This window comes from Erwinia sp. 1181_3, assembly GCF_052824965.1.
Map to the genome: position 1 here is coordinate 145,105 of NZ_VTDE01000001.1, position 17,746 is coordinate 162,850.

Consider the following 17,746-nt stretch of genomic DNA (forward strand, 5'->3'; position numbering starts at 1 on the left):
CATATTATGGATTTGAACAACCGCCTTACCGAAGACGAGACGCTGGAACAGGCTTACGATATTTTCCTTGAGCTGGCGGTCGATAATCTCGATCCTGCCGACGTCATTCTGTTCAACCTCCAGTTTGAAGAACGCGGCGGCGCAGAGCTGTATGATCCTGCTGAAGACTGGGCAGAACATGTCGATTTCGACCTGAACCCTGACTTTTTCGCTGAAGTCGTGATTGGACTGGGCGAAGAAGACGGCGAACCGATTACCGACGTGTTTGCCCGCGTGCTTCTCTGCCGCGAGAAAGACCATAAACTCTGCCATATTTTGTGGAAAGAGTAAGCCCTCTTACGGCTATCAGGCCCGGTTAATCCGGGCCTTCTTTATTTTTATCGCCCAGTCTCCCCCCGCACCCTTTGCAGAAATGCGCATCATCCTCATGGCCCGTCTGCTTACACACGGTGCAGTGACGCCGGTGACGATTACGCTGCATTACCTCCGTCATATACGAGCTCATCACCCCAGTCGGTATAGCGATCAGTGAATAACCGAGCAAGATCAGTATTGATGAGATCATCCGGCCCAGCGGTGTATGTGGCGTAATGTCTCCATAACCGACCGTGGTCATTGTCACCACCGCCCAGTAGACGGCAACCGGCAGGCTGGTAAAGCCGTTCTCCGGCCCTTCAATGACATACATCAATCCGCCAAAAACGCAGAGCAATATCATTACCCCGCCGAAGAACAGCGAGAGCTTTTTCCGCGCACTGACCAGACTGTCCCACAGCACATTGGCAGAGCCCATATAGCGCAGTAGCTTTATCAGCCGAAGCAGGCGCAACACACGCAGCAGCCTTATCGCCATCATGTAACGTAGGGCGATATCCGGCCAGAGCCAGAAGATATACAACGGCAGCGTGGTGATCAGATCGACAATGCCAAAAAAACTGAAAACATACCGCATGGGGCGTTCCGTGGTCAGTAACCGCAGCACATATTCCAGACTGAAAAGCAGGGTAAAAGCATACTCAAGCAGGAGAAACACCGAGGCTTCTTTCAACTGCAGGGTTATTTTGTGTGGTTCCGCCGACTCAATAAACAGCGTCATCACACTGACCAGTGTCGTAATAACCCAGAAAATTTCAAACCGGCGACCCGCCGGGCTGCTCACATCAAACAAAAAAATATAGAGGCGCTGACGCCAGCTCCGATCCTGTTTAGCCATCTGCATGCCCTCCGGCCATCCTTTGCGAATCTGTATTACTAGAAGGGGCCAGACGGAAGATCAAGCAATATGCGGATAAACAAAAAAAACCCGCATTGAAAGCTCAATGCGGGAAGATAACGAGAGGGTTGTGACGAACGGTCAGAGCGGATCTACTTTCAGGCAGGAGACAGCGTGACGGAAACTGCCCTCCAGCAATGGCCGTGTTTTTGCGCACTCCGGCCCGGCAATCGGGCAACGTGTGCGGAACACGCACCCGGATGGCGGGTTGATCGGTGATGGCAGTTCCCCTTCCAGCAGTTGAATCACCTTCTGCTTTTCCAGATCGGGGTCGGGAATGGGTACCGCTGACATCAGCGCCCGCGTATAAGGATGCTGCGGATTCTGATACACCTCATCATAGGTGCCCAGCTCCACGGCATGCCCGAGATACATCACCAGCACGCGGTCAGAAATATGTTTTACGACAGCCAGATCGTGCGCGATAAAGATCAGCGACAGCCCCATCTCACGCTGCAACTTTTGCAGCAAATTCACCACCTGCGCCTGAATAGAAACATCCAGTGCCGATACCGGTTCATCACAGATAATCAGTTTGGGTTCGAGGATCAACGCGCGTGCAATACCGATACGCTGACACTGTCCACCCGAAAACTCATGAGGATAACGGTTGATCAGGTTAGGCAGCAGCCCCACCTTCAGCATCATCTCCTTCACGCGGTCTTTCACTTCCTGGCGCGGCATACGCGGGTGATAGGTGCGCAGCGGCTCCGCAATAATCTCTCCGATATTCATACGCGGATTCAGCGATGCCAGCGGGTCCTGGAAGATCATCTGGATATCGCTGCGCGCGGCACGCCATTCGTCTGCACTCTGCCCTAACAGATCGCGCCCCAGCCAGGCCACCCTGCCGTCTGTCGCTTTCACCAACCCGATAATCGCGCGCGCCAGCGTGGATTTACCGCAACCGGACTCTCCCACCACGCCCAGGGTTTCTCCCTCGTACAAACGCAGGCTGACGCCATCAACGGCTTTCAGCGTTTTTGGCGGTTGCCAGAACCACTGACGTCCGTCTTTGATATCAAAATGCACCTTCAAATCGGCGATTTCGAGCAACACTTTTTTCTCAGCAACCGTTGTCATACCAACGCCTCCACGGGCTTAGAGCAGGCACGCAGCCGTCCGTCACCGAACGCCTCAAGAGGCGGCGCGCTGGCACAGATATCCATCGCATGCGGGCAGCGTGGCTGGAACGGGCAGCCTTTCGGTAGGCGTGACAGATTTGGCGGATTACCAGGAATGGTCATCAGTGTGTCGCCCTCATCAGCATCCAGACGCGGGACTGCATTCAACAGGCCAATGGAGTAAGGGTGTGACGGATGATAGAAGACGTCACGCGCTTTTCCATACTCCATCGTACGCCCTGCGTACATCACCATCACCTGGTCACAGATCCCTGCAACCACACCCAGATCGTGGGTGATCATAATAATCGCGGTGTTAAATTCGCGCTTCAGTTCGTTCAGCAGGGTCATAATCTGCGCCTGCACCGTCACATCAAGCGCGGTCGTCGGCTCATCCGCAATCAGCAGCTTTGGCCGACACAGCAGCGCCATGGCGATCATCACACGCTGACGCATTCCCCCTGAGAATTCGTGGGGAAACATTTTCATGCGTTTGCGGGCTTCCGGCATTTTTACCGCATCGAGCATACGGACTGACTCTTCAAACGCCTGTGCCCCGCTCATGCCTTTATGCAGTTGCAGCACTTCCATCAGTTGCTCACCGACACGCATATACGGGTTCAGCGAGGTCATCGGGTCCTGGAAGATCATCGCAATTTGTTCGGCACGCAGCTTGTTGAGCTGTTTTTCCGGCAGATTAAGGATCTCACTACCGTTGAAACGTGCTGAACCACCGATGCGGCCGTTGCTGGCCAGCAGCCCCATCAGGGCAAATGCGGTCTGCGATTTTCCCGATCCGGACTCGCCGACAATGCCAAGGGTTTCACCCGCACTCAGGCTGAAATTCAAATCGTTCACTGCCGTGACATCGCCATCGGGAGTGCTGAACGTCACACGCAGATCTTTCACATCCAGCAGCCGTTCGCTTCCCTGGGTCTTTGCCATTGCTGGCTGAAGTTCAATTACGCTCATAGGGAAACTCCTTAACGGTCTTTCGGGTCGAGGGCATCACGCAGGCCATCGCCAATAAAGTTGAAACAAAACAGGGTAATCACCAGGAAACCGGCCGGATAAAGCAGCAGCCAGGGTGAAACCTCCATCGAGTTAGCACCGTCGCTGAGCAACGCACCCCAGCTGCTCAGCGGTTCCTGCGTGCCGAGGCCGAGGAAGCTCAGGAAGGATTCAAACAGGATCATGCTCGGCACCAGCAGTGAGGCATACACCACGACCACGCCCAGTACATTGGGAACGATATGGCGCAGCACGATATTCAGCGTCGACACGCCGCCCACTTCCGCCGCTTCAATAAACTCTTTACGTTTCAGGCTCAGGGTCTGTCCACGCACAATACGTGCCATATCCAACCACGACACCATACCGATGGCGACGAAAATCAGCAGAATATTTTGACCAAAGAAGGTGACCAGCAGGATAACGAAGAACATAAACGGGAAGGAGTTGAGGATCTCCAGAACACGCATCATCACGGAGTCGATTTTACCGCCCAGGTAGCCCGCCAGTGTGCCGTAAAGTGTTCCCAGCACCACCGCCACCAGCGCCGCAGCAATCCCCACCATTAAGGAGATACGCCCGCCAATGGCGACACGCACCAGCAGATCACGCCCTGACGAGTCGGTGCCCATATAGTGGCCCGAACTCATGTCTGGTGCCGCTGACATCATTGCCCAGTCGGTGTCGTCATAAGTAAACGCAGACAACATCGGAGCGAAAATGACAAACAGGGCGACCAGCAGCAGCACAAACAGGCTGGCGACCGCCGCACGGTTATGGATAAAACGGCGGCGCGCGTCCTGCCACAGGCTGCGTCCTTCGATCTCTAGCTTTTCACTGAAGTTATCCAGAGCTTCGCTGTTTTTCTTAACAAAAATCATCTCCAGCTCCTGGATCAGTAACGAATTTTTGGATCGATGACCGCATACAGCACGTCAACAATCGCATTGAACAGAATGGTCAGCGCCCCGACCAGGATCGTCAGGCTTAATACCAACGAATAATCTCGATTCAGCGCGCCGTTAACAAATAGCTGACCAATACCTGGCAGACCATAAATGGTTTCAATCACCATTGAACCGGTAATGATGCCGACAAAGGCCGGGCCAAGGTAAGACAGGACAGGCAACAGCGCGGGTTTCAGCGCGTGGCGCAAAACGATGCGGTGCATCGGCAGCCCTTTGGCGCGTGCGGTGCGAATAAAGTTGGAGTGCAGCACTTCGATCATCGAACCACGAGTAATACGCGCGATGCTGGCAATATAGGCCAGCGACAGCGCCACCATCGGCAGGATCATAAATTTCAGCGCCCCGCCATTCCAGCCTCCTCCGGGCAACCACTTCAAGGTAATGGAGAACAGCAACACCAAGAGCGGCGCGACCACGAAACTGGGGATGACGATCCCGGTCATTGCCACGCCCATAACGGCATAATCCCATTTGGTGTTTTGTTTCAGCGCGGCAATCACGCCAGCACTGACGCCCAGTACCAGGGCAAACAGAAACGCAGCCGCCCCCAGTTTGGCCGACACAGGGAATGACCCGGCCACCAGATCGTTGACCGTATAATCTTTGTATTTAAACGATGGACCAAAATCCCCGTGCGCAAGCTGCTTCAGATAACTGAAGTACTGCGTCAGGATCGGATCGTTTAAATGATATTTGGCTTCAATATTTGCCATGACTTCAGGTGACAGCGTGCGCTCGCCGGTAAACGGACTTCCGGGAGCCAGACGCATCATAAAAAAGGAGATGGTGATCAGAATAAATAACGTCGGGATCGCTTCAAGAAAACGACGAAAAATAAATTTTAACATTGCCCTACCTGCCCGGCTTACTGCCTCAGCACTGCTCTATAAAAGATCTGCCGGGGAGAGTTCCCCCTCCCCGGGAACGACCATTAATGTTTAATGATGTACAAGTTTTTATCGTAGACGTTATCCAGCGGATCTTTACCGGTATAGCCGCCGACGTAAGGTTTCACCAGACGGGCATTGACGTAGTAATAGACCGGCACGATGACGGAATCCTTATCGAGGATTTTCTCAGCATCGGCATAACGGGTAGCGCGGGTCGCTTCGTCCGGTGATGCCAGCGCGTCATCCATCGCCTTATCGAAGGCCTCACTCTTATAGTGGGAGGTGTTGTTGCTGCTGTTTGACTGCATGGTGCCTAAGAAGGTGGTCGGTTCGTTGTAGTCAGCGCACCAGCCTGCGCGAGCTACATCAAAGTTGCCCTGGTGACGGGTGTCGAGGAAGGTTTTCCACTCCTGATTCTCCAGTTTAACGTTCACACCCAGGTTTTTCTTCCAGATCGACGCAGCAGCAATAGCCAGCTTCTTATGCAGATCGGAGGTGTTATACAGCAGGTTGAAGGTCAGTGGTTTATCCGCTGTGTAACCGGCTTCAGCCAGTAATTTTTTCGCTTCTTCGTTACGTTTTTCCTGCGACCAGCCAAACCACTCTGGTGGCGTCAGCTTAATACCTTCGGTGTAAGGCGGAGTGTAGCTGTAGGCAGGCAGATCGCCCTGTCCTTTCACTTTGTTAACGATAATGTCGCGATCAATACCCAGTTTCAGAGCAGCACGAACGCGAGGATCGTTGAACGGAGCTTTCTGGTTATTGATTTCGTAGTAGTAAGTACAGAGATAAGGGTCAACATGCACTTCGGTCGGGATATCTTTTTTCAGCTTCTGGAATAACTCAATCGGCATGTTGTTGTAGGTCATATCGCTGCCGCCGCTGCGGTAGCGGTTAACATCGGTCACTTCAGAAGAGATCGGCAAGAAGGTGACTTTATCCAGTTTGGTTTCTGCGTTGTCCCAGTAATCGGTATTACGTACCAGAACAATACGTTCGTTCACTACCCACTCGGAGAGTTTGAAGGCGCCGTTGCCCACCCAGTTAGCGGGCTGAGTCCACTTATCACCAAATTTGTCTACTGCCGCTTTATTCACCGGAGACATGGAAGGATGGATCAGCAGCTTATAGAAATAAGGTACGGGTTCGCTCAATGTAACTTCCAGCGTATGCGCATCGATCGCCTTCACGCCCAGCGTGTCCGGGCTTTTTTTACCCGTAATGATATCGTCGATGTTCTCAAGATGGCCGTACTGCAGGTAACTGGCGTAAGGAGAAGCTGTTTTCGGATCGGAGAGGCGCTGCCAGCTGTAAACGAAGTCCTGTGCCGTTACCGGCTCACCATTGGACCATTTAGCATTATTGCGCAGGTGGAATGTCCACACCTTGCCATCTTTATTGTCCCAGCTCTCGGCCACGCCTGGAATCGGGTGCCCCTGCGGGTCACTGATAACCAGACCTTCAAGCAGGTCGCGGTTGACGTTAGATTCAGGCACGCCTTCTATTTTATGCGGGTCCAGCGACTGTAATTCAGCACCGTTACCTTTAACCAACTCCTGCTTAGCAGCCAGTTCGACTCCTGCTGGCACGGAGGCTGCAAACGCCTGCTGTGCTGTCATTGATCCCAGAGCCGCCATCACGCCAGCGGCGATCAGACTCTTCTTCGTGATGTTGATCATTTTTTACCTACTCCAGTTTTTATTAATACCAACGAGTGACAGGCACCGCGGTTACCCTATTTTCGGGAAAACTTAACCGGGCAGCGGAACGAGGCCGCCCGGCTTGTTTTTTTATACTTTGTACTGCTGAGAACTGCTGCTATCACCTTTCAACGCCCGGCGTTGCCGCACGTTGTTGTGTTCGTTCAATCATGGGATCTTAAACGCTTCAGAACGCTCCCCTTCGGATTGCATTTCCAGTGCCACTTTTTATCAAAGCCACTAAAAAATTATCAGAAGGACTCCATTTCCGCTAAAGCTAAATAGCAAAAATGTTAACCATTTCTCTTTTATCATGATCAAAAGCAGGGGCAAAGCGTTATTTATTATTGAAAAATAACAGGTAACTTGATGATAAATAAGAATAAAGACGAGTTACACCGTGAGAGTTTTCAAAAAAAGAACTTTTTTTGAGTGATTTTTAAACAAATATCGTAAAAATATGAGCAATAATTACATTAAAACTACCAACCAACGAAAAACCAGCATTAACAACCATAAAGATACAAAATCGCACTATGTTGTAATGTTAAAAAAATCACACCCCCTACAATTGCATGGATAATCATATTGTTTTCAGTAATTACATTAATAATCGATGCACCAATGTAAGAGAAATGAATAAATGCACCAAAATAATACACCAGAATGGTGTATTGCACTTTTATAGTGCATTGCAATGTAGGGATGTTTAAAAAAAGCGCATTAAATGCGCTTTATATTCACCAATTCAGAATTTTAACCGGGTTAATTTGTGAGCCCCGGAAACAGTGCGCGAATGCCTGTGACGACGAATTCAATCCCCAGCGCCATCAATAGTAAGCCCATAATACGTGTGACGACATTTATACCCGTTTGACCCAGTACTCTGACCATCAAAGGGGCTGCGCGGAATAACAGCCAACAGCAAAAAGCAAACAACGCAATCGCCAGGGTAAAGCCCAGTAAGTTTTGCCAGCTATGGTAGCGGGTGCTCCAGACAATGGTTGAGCTGATAGCGCCTGGCCCGGCCATCAGCGGCAGAGCCAGCGGCACGACGCCAATACTTTCACGGTTAGCGCTTTCTGACTTCTCCTGCTTGTTCTGTTTGTCCTCGCCCAGCTTCCCACTGATCATCGACATCGCGATAGTGACCACCAGAATGCCGCCCGCGATACGAAAAGAATCAATAGAAATGCCAAAAATATGCAGGATGCCGTCTCCGAGAAACAGCGCCGTCCACAGAATGATCGCCACTGACAGATTGGCCGTCAGATTGGTTTTATTCCTGGCTGCCGGAATCTGGTAGCTGGTCATACTGATAAACACCGGAATGATCCCAATGGGGTTGACCAGTGCAAACAGACCAACGAAAAATTTGATATAGCCAGAGAGATCTAAAAGTGCAGGATTCACATGCGCTCCTGTAGGGGGACGGTTGATGGCGGCTAATGTAATGGAAATTTCCGATAATGACTATCCCCTGAAGGCTGGAATATCACACCAAATTATCGGCATAAACCCAGCGATTCTGACTGCCTGAGAATCACATTCCAGCACAATAAAAAACAAAAATGCGCAGCTTTTTTGCGTAACAAAGCACTTTGCTTCAGAACAGATTATTCCTACAGCTGAATGGTATCAGCTTACATAATTAATGATCTAAATCATGTTTTCGCCCCTGCACAACCGCTATGCTCAAGGACATCAAAAGGAAGTGATAACGTACCGAAAGGGGTCTGTAATGACCTGTACCACAGACTCTTTTAGTAAACCTATTAGAACGTTTTTAGCCATTCGGCAAGTCCAGACGGGCAGTGTTCTCCGACATGACTATAATTGCTAATTCTGACTTGTTTACTAATAGAGTTTAACTTTCAGGAGAGCCACATGGCCGTTACTAATATCGCTGAACTTAATGCACTGGTTGAACGTGTTAAACAAGCACAGCGTGAATATGCCAACTTCACCCAAGAACAAGTAGACAAAATCTTCCGCGCCGCCGCGCTTGCCGCAGCAGATGCCCGTATCCCACTGGCTAAAATGGCCGTTGCCGAATCTGGCATGGGTATCGTTGAAGATAAAGTGATCAAAAACCACTTCGCTTCCGAATACATCTATAACGCCTACAAAGACGAAAAAACCTGCGGTATTCTCGCCACCGATGACACCTTCGGTACGATCACTATCGCAGAGCCCACCGGCATAATCTGCGGTATCGTCCCAACGACTAACCCAACCTCGACCGCTATCTTTAAAGCACTGATCAGCCTGAAGACCCGTAATGGGATCATCTTCTCGCCGCACCCACGTGCTAAAAACGCCACGAATAAAGCCGCAGATATTGTTCTGCAGGCCGCCATTGCTGCAGGTGCTCCAAAAGATATTATCGGCTGGATTGATGTCCCTTCTGTTGAGCTGTCCAATCAGTTGATGCATCACCCGGATATCAACCTGATTCTGGCAACCGGCGGTCCGGGTATGGTGAAAGCGGCCTACAGCTCGGGTAAACCTGCCATCGGCGTTGGTGCAGGTAATACCCCTGTCGTGATCGATGAAACTGCGGATATCAAACGTGCCGTAGCCTCTATTCTGATGTCAAAAACCTTCGATAACGGCGTTATCTGCGCCTCTGAGCAATCCGTTATTGTTGTCGACAGTGCTTATGAAGCCGTTCGTGAACGCTTCGCCAGCCACGGCGGTTATATGTTGCAGGGCAAAGAGTTGAAAGCCGTTCAGGACATCATTCTGAAAAATGGCGCACTGAATGCTGCCATCGTTGGACAGCCTGCGGTGAAAATTGCGGAAATGGCCGGCATCACCGTTCCGGGCACCACCAAGATTCTGATTGGTGAAGTGAAACTGGTCGATGAGTCAGAGCCTTTTGCCCACGAAAAACTGTCTCCGACACTGGCCATGTACCGTGCCAAAGATTTCAATGACGCGGTAAGCAAAGCAGAAAAACTGGTGGCAATGGGCGGTATCGGTCATACCTCTTGCCTGTACACCGACCAGGATAATGAACGTGAACGCGTGAACTACTTCGGCGATAAAATGAAGACCGCGCGTATTCTGATTAACACCCCTGCTTCTCAGGGGGGCATCGGTGACCTGTACAACTTCAAACTCGCCCCATCACTGACACTGGGCTGCGGCTCATGGGGTGGTAACTCGATTTCTGAAAACGTCGGACCAAAACATCTGATCAACAAGAAAACCGTGGCCAAGCGAGCAGAGAATATGTTGTGGCACAAGCTTCCTAAGTCTATTTACTTCCGCCGCGGTTCACTGCCTATTGCTCTGGACGAAGTGGCCACCGATGGGGCGAAACGTGCCTTTATCGTGACCGACCGCTTCCTGTTTAACAACGGCTATGCAGACCAGGTCGTTAACGTGTTGAAAGCACGTGGCGTTGAAACCGAAGTGTTCTTCGAAGTGGAAGCCGACCCGACGCTGAGTATCGTACGCAAAGGTGCTGAGCAGATGCTTTCGTTCAAACCTGACGTCATTATCGCCCTGGGCGGTGGTTCACCGATGGATGCAGCGAAAATCATGTGGGTCATGTACGAACACCCTGAAACCTCTTTCGAAGAACTGGCACTGCGCTTTATGGATATCCGTAAACGTATCTACAAGTTCCCGAAAATGGGCGTGAAAGCGAAAATGATCGCGGTGACCACCACCTCAGGGACCGGCTCAGAAGTGACACCGTTTGCGGTTGTTACCGACGATGCTACAGGCCAGAAATACCCACTGGCAGACTATGCGCTGACCCCGGACATGGCGATTGTCGATGCCAATCTGGTGATGGATATGCCGAAATCCCTGTGCGCCTTCGGTGGACTGGATGCCGTGACCCACGCACTGGAAGCCTACGTTTCTGTGCTGGCTAACGAATACTCTGACGGCCAGGCGCTTCAGGCGTTAAAACTGCTGCAGGAAAACCTGCCAGCCAGTTACAACGAAGGGGCGAAAAATCCGGTAGCACGTGAGCGCGTTCACAACGCCGCGACCATTGCAGGTATCGCCTTTGCCAACGCCTTCCTTGGGGTTTGTCACTCAATGGCCCATAAACTGGGTTCTGAATTCCACATCCCACACGGTCTGGCGAACTCGCTGTTGATTTGCAACGTCATCCGCTATAACGCTAACGACAACCCGACTAAACAGACCGCGTTCAGTCAGTATGACCGTCCTCAGGCGCGTCGTCGTTACGCCGAAATCGCCGATCACCTGCGTCTCAGCGCACCGGGCGACCGTACTGCGCAGAAAATCGAAAAACTGCTGGTCTGGCTGGATGGCATGAAAGCGGAACTGGGCATTCCTAAATCCATCCGCGAAGCGGGCGTCCAGGAAGCAGACTTCCTGGCAAAAGTCGACAAACTGGCCGATGATGCTTTCGATGACCAGTGTACCGGCGCTAACCCACGTTATCCGCTCATTGCTGAATTGAAACAGATTATGCTGGATAGCTTCTACGGCCGTGACTTTGTTGAGCCCTTCGCCAATTTGGCCGAAGCAGTAACAGCGACTGATTCTGTCGCCGACGTTAAGAAAACAGAACGTAAAGTGAAACGTTAAATCCATCGTGACACAAAAAAACCCGCCATCTGGCGGGTTTTTTTATACATAAAGGGGCATAAAATAGTAAGCAATACTTATAAACGGAATAACGCGTACTACCTAAACCTTTAACGTAAAAGAATACTGTCAGACACTGTCTTCAGAATGACGATGTCCATAGATAGCCACCAAAGAGCCACTGTCCAGCGCTTCATAGTAGTGTTTACGACACACTGAAACGTAACGCTCATTGCCGCCAATCTCTACCTGAGCCCCTTCTTTAAAGGGTTTTCCTGTTTCATTAAGACGCAATACCATGCTGGCTTTCCTGCCACAGTGGCAGATGGTTTTTAATTCAACCAGTTTATCTGACCAGGCCAGCAGATACTGACTGCCGATAAATAACTCGCCGCGAAAATCTGTACGCAAACCATAACAAAGTACAGGTATATCTAAATTATCAACAACATCAGATAATGCTTTCACCTGATCGCGTGTCAAAAACTGACTTTCATCCACAAGCACACAGTGAATCGGTTCGATCTGATGCTCTGCGTTTATCTCACTAAACAGCGACGTGCTGTTATTATACAATTTAGCCGGAGAAGAAAGCCCAATACGTGAACTCACCCGGGCTGCACCAAAGCGATTATCAATCTCTGCGGTATACACCAGCGTGCGCATGCCGCGCTCATGATAGTTATATGAGGACTGCAGCAATGCCGTTGACTTACCGGCGTTCATGGCCGAGTAATAGAAATAAAGTTGAGCCATGAGCTCCGCTCCGAATGTCACTTAAGATGGCCGGAGTGTAACATAAACACGGTTGTTCACGCCCTGCCACATGTAATAACCAGGGGGTAAATAGTAGCAAAGTGGTATGTATCGCACAGTCCGTGCAGGGTTTAACAATTAACAAATGTTAACGAGAGAGTGTTCCATCTGTGCAATCATCGACTAAAAAGCGCATTATTTAGCTAGCACATCATATTTTGGCTCTCATTTTTTAACTCAACATTATGCTTTATTAGCTCATTCAGCTTTCTTACAAAATTAACTATTGCAGTTCCGAATGGCGAACACTATTATTATCAGGCAGAAACATCCCTATCAATATAATTTAGAGAATTGGACAATGAGCGAAGCACTTAAAATTCTGAACAACATCCGTACACTGCGTGCTCAGGCAAGAGAATGTAGCCTGGAAACTCTGGAAGAAATGCTGGAAAAACTGGAAGTTGTCGTGAATGAACGTCGCGATGAAGATAACCAGGCGCAGGCAGAAGTTGAAGAACGTACACGTAAACTTCAGCAATACCGCGATATGCTGATCGCTGACGGTATTGATCCAAATGAATTACTGTCTACTCTGGCCGCGGCTAAAGCACCAGGTAAAGCTAAACGCGCTGCGCGTCCTGCTAAATATTCTTACATCGATGAGAATGGCGAAAGCAAAACCTGGACAGGTCAGGGTCGTACTCCAGCAGTTATCAAAAAAGCCATTGAAGAGCAAGGCAAAAAGCTGGAAGATTTTCTTCTGTAATTCTGCTCAGGGTCCTTTTCTACTACCCCATAATTAAATGGGGTTTTTTTGGTCCTATTTTTAGTCGTTATCACCGGGCACGGATAAAAAAAGGAAGCCGATGGCTTCCTTTTTCTTTAGTTACGCAAACCCAAATTAAACCGGGTAAAAGCCTTTGTACCAGTCGACAAAGCTCGCCACACCCTCTTCTACCGACGTTTTCGGCTTAAAGCCGATAACCTGATATAAAGCCGTGGTATCGGCACTGGTTTCCATCACATCACCGGGCTGCATCGGTAACATATTTTTCTCAGCCACCTGCCCCAGTGCTTTTTCCAGCGCTTCAATATACGCCATCAGCGTCACAGGCTGGCTGTTGCCGATATTATATACCCGGTAAGGTGCAGAGCTGGTTGCCGGGCTGCCGGTTTCCACCGTCCAGTCTTTATCTGCGTGCGGAATGACGTCCTGCAGGCGTACAACCGCCTCGGCAATATCATCAATATAGGTAAAGTCGCGGCGCATCTGTCCGTGGTTATAAACGTCGATTTTTTCACCCGCAAGAATAGCGCGGGTAAACTTAAACAGCGCCATATCCGGACGTCCCCAGGGACCATATACTGTAAAGAAGCGCAGCCCCGTGGTGGGAATACCGTAGAGATGAGAATAGGTATGCGACATCAGCTCATTCGCCTTCTTGGTCGCCGCATACAGCGATACAGGATGGTCAACGGAGTCATCCGTCGAGAATGGCATTTTACGATTGAGGCCATAGACTGAACTGGAAGAAGCATACAGCAGATGTTCCACTTTATTGTGGCGGCACCCTTCCAGAATATTAAGATGGCCAATGAGGTTAGCGTCTGCGTAGGCCAGTGGGTTTTCCAGTGAGTAACGGACACCTGCCTGTGCGGCAAGGTGGATAACGCGTTGGAAGCGCTGGTTGCGGAACAGTTCGGCTATCCCTTCACGGTCGGCAAGATCGCCTTTCACAAAGGTGAATTCGGGGTGAGTATTAATCAAATCAAGACGTGCCATCTTGAGATTAACATCATAATAATCATTCAGGTTGTCGAGCCCGACAACCTGGTGACCGGCGGCAAGCAGACGTTGCGTGACATGAAAGCCAATGAAGCCTGCTGCGCCGGTGACCAGATATTTCATACTACCCTCGTTTAATTATGCAATTTGTAGAGATGCTCCGCGGCCGATTGCATAATAAACAAAACCGCGTTTGCTGATTCTTTCTGGATCATACAGGTTACGACCATCAAAAATCACGGGTTCTTTCAGAGCATTTTTAATCACATCAAAATCAGGCGCACGGAAGTTTTGCCATTCAGTACAGATAACCAGGCCATCTGCTCCCTGAAGTGCCGCTTCTTTGGTTCCCATCAGCTTCAGATCGCTGCGGTGGCCATAGATGCGCTGTGCTTCGTCCATGGCTTCTGGATCAAAGGCCTGAACCGTTGCCCCTGCCTGCCATAATGCTTCCATCAGAACACGACTGGAGGCTTCACGCATGTCATCGGTGTTTGGCTTAAATGACAGCCCCCACACGGCAAAGGTTTTGCCCTGCAAATTTTCACCAAAATGACGCTTGATAAAGGTTGGCAGCTTATTTTTCTGCGAATCGTTAACGTCTTCCACGGCTTTCAACAGACGTGGCGTGTAGCCAATCTGCTCAGCGGTGCGAATCAGTGCCTGCACATCTTTCGGGAAGCAGGAACCACCGTAACCGCAGCCCGGATAGATGAACGAGTAGCCAATGCGCGAATCAGAACCAATTCCCTGACGGACTTTTTCAACATCTGCACCCAGGCGCTCGGCGAGGTTGGAGATTTCGTTCATAAAGCTGATTTTAGTCGCCAGCATGCAGTTTGCTGCATACTTGGTCAGTTCAGCACTACGAATATCCATCAAGATCATACGATCGTGATTACGATTGAACGGCTCGTACAGCTCACGCAGCAGCTCGACAACGTCATCATTGTCCGTACCAATAACGATACGTTCCGGGCGCATACAGTCGCTGACTGCCGCACCTTCTTTCAGGAATTCAGGGTTAGAGACCACATCAAAGGTCAGCGAAACGCCGCGCCCTTTCAGGGTTTCTTCCATGACCTGACGCACACGGTCAGCCGTACCGACTGGAACGGTTGACTTGTCCAGCACCACTTTGTGGTCTTTCATGTGCTGCGCGATAGTACGCGCAACCGCTGTAACATATTTCAGGTCAGCCGAACCATCTTCATCCGGAGGCGTACCAACAGCGATAAACTGCATAACACCATGGTTGACGCCATCTTCGGCGTTCGTGGAGAACTTCAGGCGACCCGCCTCATAGTTCTGCATAACCAGCGGCGTCAGGCCCGGTTCAAATATAGGAATGATCCCTTTCTTCAGATTCTCGACTTTGTTCTCGTCGACATCGATGCAAAGAACGTCATGTCCGACTTCGGCCAGAACTGCAGCCTGAACCAGACCAACATAGCCGATACCAAATACGGTGACTTTCATTGAATTGTCCCGGTTAGAAATTAAACTTACTTTTTATTACCGACGGTGGTTTCCAGCCAGGCTTTAAAATCGCTGCCCAGTGTGTTGTGACGCACACCGTACTCAACGAAAGCCTGCATGTAGCCCAGTTTGTTACCACAGTCGTGGCTCACACCTTTCAGGTGGTAAGCTTCTACGGTCTCTTTCTCCATCAGCATAGCGATAGAATCCGTCAACTGGATTTCATCACCCGCACCTGGAGGGGTTTTCGCCAGCAGTGGCCAGATATCCGCAGACAGAATGTAGCGACCTACAACCGCGAGGTTGGAAGGTGCTTTGTCCGCTTTTGGCTTCTCGACCACACCGACCATCGGGGCGCTGTCGCCTGGCTTCAGCTCTGCGCCCTGGCAATCAACAACGCCATAGGCCGTTACGTCCGCTACCGGCTCAACCATGATCTGGCTGTGACCGGTTTCGTCGAAGCGCTTCATCATCTCTGCCAGGTTTTCTTTAGACAGGTCAGATTCGTATTCGTCGATAATCACATCGGGCAGGATCACCGCAACAGGCTCATTACCAATCACCGGCCAGGCACACATGACAGCGTGGCCCAGGCCTTTTGCCAGACCCTGACGGACCTGCATGATGGTGACGTGCGGAGGGCAGATGGACTGGATCTCTTCCAACAGCTGACGCTTAACACGTTTTTCCAGCATCGCTTCCAGCTCAAAACTGGTGTCGAAGTGGTTTTCGATGGAGTTTTTGGAAGAGTGCGTAACCAGCACAATTTCATTAATTCCTGCGGCGATACATTCGTTTACGACATACTGAATCAGCGGCTTATCAACCAGCGGCAGCATCTCTTTTGGAATCGCTTTTGTGGCAGGTAACATACGCGTTCCCAAACCAGCAACCGGGATAACCGCTTTTTTTACTTTGGACTTATAGGCAGACATCAAAGTACCTCTCTTTAGGCCGTTCAAGTTATTACTTGATATGTCGAGTTAAAAAACGAAGTGAGTATACCAGTTGAACCCACGCGGATTTATCCTGGTTAGACCATTTCAGCGCAAATTAAGACTATTACCCAAGTGTAAAGCTTATCTTTGGCCCTGTCTGCCAGGGCCAGATGAAAATAGTCACGGGGTGGTCATTCTGTAGACAACATCAGGCGCAGCCGCCCTCCGGCGCCCCATACCTGACATTGCCAGGCATCACAACGCTGGCTAATTTGATTAAGATGTGTACCGCCGAGCGTGCCAAGAGGGACACCGTTGCTCAACTGAATTTGATGAGGATGAACATTGAGAGTGGCGTTTAAACCAGCAGAAACCAGAATCAGGTTCTTTAAACCCTGGTGGTAATAGCCAACCAGCAACGGAAATTGCCCTTTCAGGTTGGCCTGACGCAATAAAAGATTGACCTGTTTAAGTAATGCACCCAGTTCGGGTAAACGCGGTCCCTGCCCTGACAACTGTTCCTGCAACAGGCCATTAAACAGTGCCCGCAATAACAAGGCAGCCAGCACCCCGTTGTCGCCTGCCCGGGTGACATCCAGACAGTAGAAAGCCAGATCTTTCTCTGACAACGCTGCGACATCCAGCACCAGTCCTGGCTGTTCGGCCATGGTGAGCTGACGATAGTTCACCCGGCAGTGGGCAATCGTCTGTTGCACGGGGGGTTGCAGTTCTTTCAACAGTTTTGCGGCAGCCTTAGGATCGCTGACCAGCGCGTCCCAGTCCTGAAACAATTGCTCATCCTCTTCCACTTTAGAGGTAAACATTGAGGGATAGAGGCATTCAAAAACAGCTTCGCGCAGGCGCCCAAGGTCTTTTACAGGCTTAAGCAGGACATCCTGCACGCCCAGACGCAGAACATGCGCAATGTCCGACATGTTCTCCGTAGCTGAGATAACGAGGATAGGCAGTGTTCCGCCCTTGCTACGCACATGCTCAACCAGTTGAATGCCGCCCATGCGCGGCATGGCGAGGTCACAAATCATCAGGTCGGGAAGCGAATGCGTCATGGTTTCAAGAGCATGGACGCCGTCATCCGCCAGAGTGACAATAGCGCCCAATGCAGTGAGGAAATTATCCAGCAGGGACCGGAAAACGACTTCGTCCTCGACGATGAGAATATGTTTTCCGCTTAATGGCTTTTCCATTGTGTCCCCCTGCATGACAGATACCTCAATAGTGG

The 17,746-nt window shown here is 50.5% G+C and carries 15 protein-coding genes; 3 read left to right on the forward strand and 12 right to left on the reverse strand.

What is annotated here, in order from left to right; all coding sequences use genetic code 11:
- Positions 1 to 6: 6 nt before the first annotated feature.
- Positions 7 to 330, forward strand: a complete 324-nt coding sequence (locus FY046_RS00645) for an HI1450 family dsDNA-mimic protein (protein WP_048915935.1) — start codon at positions 7 to 9, stop codon at positions 328 to 330.
- A gap of 25 nt (positions 331 to 355) precedes the next feature.
- Here FY046_RS00645 and FY046_RS00650 read toward each other — a convergent pair whose 3' ends face one another.
- The 7 genes from FY046_RS00650 to FY046_RS00680 form a co-directional block, all read right to left on the reverse strand.
- On the reverse strand, positions 356 to 1,213 hold the full coding sequence (locus FY046_RS00650; protein WP_133841881.1) for an ion transporter: 858 nt from the start codon (positions 1,211 to 1,213) through the stop codon (positions 356 to 358).
- 141 nt (positions 1,214 to 1,354) lie between these two features.
- Positions 1,355 to 2,356 carry a murein tripeptide/oligopeptide ABC transporter ATP binding protein OppF gene (gene oppF / locus FY046_RS00655; RefSeq protein WP_133841880.1) on the reverse strand — a complete coding sequence of 334 codons (1,002 nt, stop codon included), beginning with the start codon at positions 2,354 to 2,356 and terminating at the stop codon, positions 1,355 to 1,357.
- Positions 2,353 to 3,369: an oligopeptide ABC transporter ATP-binding protein OppD gene (oppD, locus tag FY046_RS00660; RefSeq protein ID WP_446185593.1), complete on the reverse strand. Its 1,017-nt coding sequence runs from the start codon at positions 3,367 to 3,369 to the stop codon at positions 2,353 to 2,355. The genes oppF and oppD overlap by 4 nt, the downstream gene beginning before the upstream one ends.
- Positions 3,370 to 3,380: 11 nt before the next feature.
- On the reverse strand, positions 3,381 to 4,289 hold the full coding sequence (oppC, locus tag FY046_RS00665; protein ID WP_133841878.1) for an oligopeptide ABC transporter permease OppC: 909 nt from the start codon (positions 4,287 to 4,289) through the stop codon (positions 3,381 to 3,383).
- A 14-nt stretch (positions 4,290 to 4,303) separates the two neighbouring features.
- The gene (oppB, locus tag FY046_RS00670) at positions 4,304 to 5,224 is read right to left on the reverse strand and encodes an oligopeptide ABC transporter permease OppB (RefSeq protein WP_062743122.1); all 921 of its coding nucleotides are present in this window, start codon (positions 5,222 to 5,224) and stop codon (positions 4,304 to 4,306) included.
- An 83-nt stretch (positions 5,225 to 5,307) separates the two neighbouring features.
- A complete protein-coding gene (gene oppA, locus FY046_RS00675; RefSeq protein WP_133841877.1) occupies positions 5,308 to 6,945 on the reverse strand; it encodes an oligopeptide ABC transporter substrate-binding protein OppA in 1,638 nt (545 codons plus the stop codon).
- A 786-nt stretch (positions 6,946 to 7,731) separates the two neighbouring features.
- On the reverse strand, positions 7,732 to 8,379 hold the full coding sequence (locus FY046_RS00680) for a YchE family NAAT transporter (protein ID WP_133841876.1): 648 nt from the start codon (positions 8,377 to 8,379) through the stop codon (positions 7,732 to 7,734).
- Between the two features lie 474 nt (positions 8,380 to 8,853).
- On the opposite strand from FY046_RS00680, the gene adhE reads away from it, so the two are divergent.
- A complete protein-coding gene (adhE, locus tag FY046_RS00685) occupies positions 8,854 to 11,544 on the forward strand; it encodes a bifunctional acetaldehyde-CoA/alcohol dehydrogenase (RefSeq protein ID WP_446185594.1) in 2,691 nt (896 codons plus the stop codon).
- A 129-nt stretch (positions 11,545 to 11,673) separates the two neighbouring features.
- On the opposite strand, the gene tdk is transcribed toward adhE, so the two are convergent.
- Entirely contained in the window at positions 11,674 to 12,300 is a 627-nt protein-coding gene (tdk, locus tag FY046_RS00690) for a thymidine kinase (RefSeq protein ID WP_133842145.1), read from the reverse strand.
- Between the two features lie 361 nt (positions 12,301 to 12,661).
- On the opposite strand from tdk, the gene hns reads away from it, so the two are divergent.
- On the forward strand, positions 12,662 to 13,069 hold the full coding sequence (gene hns, locus FY046_RS00695; RefSeq protein ID WP_133842144.1) for a histone-like nucleoid-structuring protein H-NS: 408 nt from the start codon (positions 12,662 to 12,664) through the stop codon (positions 13,067 to 13,069).
- Between the two features lie 135 nt (positions 13,070 to 13,204).
- Here hns and FY046_RS00700 read toward each other — a convergent pair whose 3' ends face one another.
- The 4 genes from FY046_RS00700 to rssB form a co-directional block, all read right to left on the reverse strand.
- Positions 13,205 to 14,212: an NAD-dependent epimerase gene (locus FY046_RS00700; protein ID WP_133841874.1), complete on the reverse strand. Its 1,008-nt coding sequence runs from the start codon at positions 14,210 to 14,212 to the stop codon at positions 13,205 to 13,207.
- Positions 14,213 to 14,227: 15 nt separating this feature from the next.
- On the reverse strand, positions 14,228 to 15,568 hold the full coding sequence (locus FY046_RS00705; protein WP_133841873.1) for a UDP-glucose dehydrogenase family protein: 1,341 nt from the start codon (positions 15,566 to 15,568) through the stop codon (positions 14,228 to 14,230).
- Between the two features lie 26 nt (positions 15,569 to 15,594).
- The gene (gene galU, locus FY046_RS00710; RefSeq protein WP_133841872.1) at positions 15,595 to 16,503 is read right to left on the reverse strand and encodes a UTP--glucose-1-phosphate uridylyltransferase GalU; all 909 of its coding nucleotides are present in this window, start codon (positions 16,501 to 16,503) and stop codon (positions 15,595 to 15,597) included.
- Positions 16,504 to 16,697: 194 nt separating this feature from the next.
- Positions 16,698 to 17,711: a two-component system response regulator RssB gene (rssB, locus tag FY046_RS00715; RefSeq protein WP_133841871.1), complete on the reverse strand. Its 1,014-nt coding sequence runs from the start codon at positions 17,709 to 17,711 to the stop codon at positions 16,698 to 16,700.
- Positions 17,712 to 17,746: the final 35 nt, after the last annotated feature.

Bases quoted from the DNA above. Each gene is read 5' to 3' on its own strand.
- FY046_RS00645 (WP_048915935.1), top strand. From the start codon at position 7: ATGGATTTGAACAACCGCCTTACCGAAGACGAGACGCTGGAACAGGCT.
- FY046_RS00650 (WP_133841881.1), bottom strand. From the start codon at position 1,213: ATGGCTAAACAGGATCGGAGCTGGCGTCAGCGCCTCTATATTTTTTTG.
- oppF (WP_133841880.1), bottom strand. From the start codon at position 2,356: ATGACAACGGTTGCTGAGAAAAAAGTGTTGCTCGAAATCGCCGATTTG.
- oppD (WP_446185593.1), bottom strand. From the start codon at position 3,369: ATGAGCGTAATTGAACTTCAGCCAGCAATGGCAAAGACCCAGGGAAGC.
- oppC (WP_133841878.1), bottom strand. From the start codon at position 4,289: ATGATTTTTGTTAAGAAAAACAGCGAAGCTCTGGATAACTTCAGTGAA.
- oppB (WP_062743122.1), bottom strand. From the start codon at position 5,224: ATGTTAAAATTTATTTTTCGTCGTTTTCTTGAAGCGATCCCGACGTTA.
- oppA (WP_133841877.1), bottom strand. From the start codon at position 6,945: ATGATCAACATCACGAAGAAGAGTCTGATCGCCGCTGGCGTGATGGCG.
- adhE (WP_446185594.1), top strand. From the start codon at position 8,854: ATGGCCGTTACTAATATCGCTGAACTTAATGCACTGGTTGAACGTGTT.
- tdk (WP_133842145.1), bottom strand. From the start codon at position 12,300: ATGGCTCAACTTTATTTCTATTACTCGGCCATGAACGCCGGTAAGTCA.
- hns (WP_133842144.1), top strand. From the start codon at position 12,662: ATGAGCGAAGCACTTAAAATTCTGAACAACATCCGTACACTGCGTGCT.
- FY046_RS00700 (WP_133841874.1), bottom strand. From the start codon at position 14,212: ATGAAATATCTGGTCACCGGCGCAGCAGGCTTCATTGGCTTTCATGTC.
- FY046_RS00705 (WP_133841873.1), bottom strand. From the start codon at position 15,568: ATGAAAGTCACCGTATTTGGTATCGGCTATGTTGGTCTGGTTCAGGCT.
- galU (WP_133841872.1), bottom strand. From the start codon at position 16,503: ATGTCTGCCTATAAGTCCAAAGTAAAAAAAGCGGTTATCCCGGTTGCT.
- rssB (WP_133841871.1), bottom strand. From the start codon at position 17,711: ATGGAAAAGCCATTAAGCGGAAAACATATTCTCATCGTCGAGGACGAA.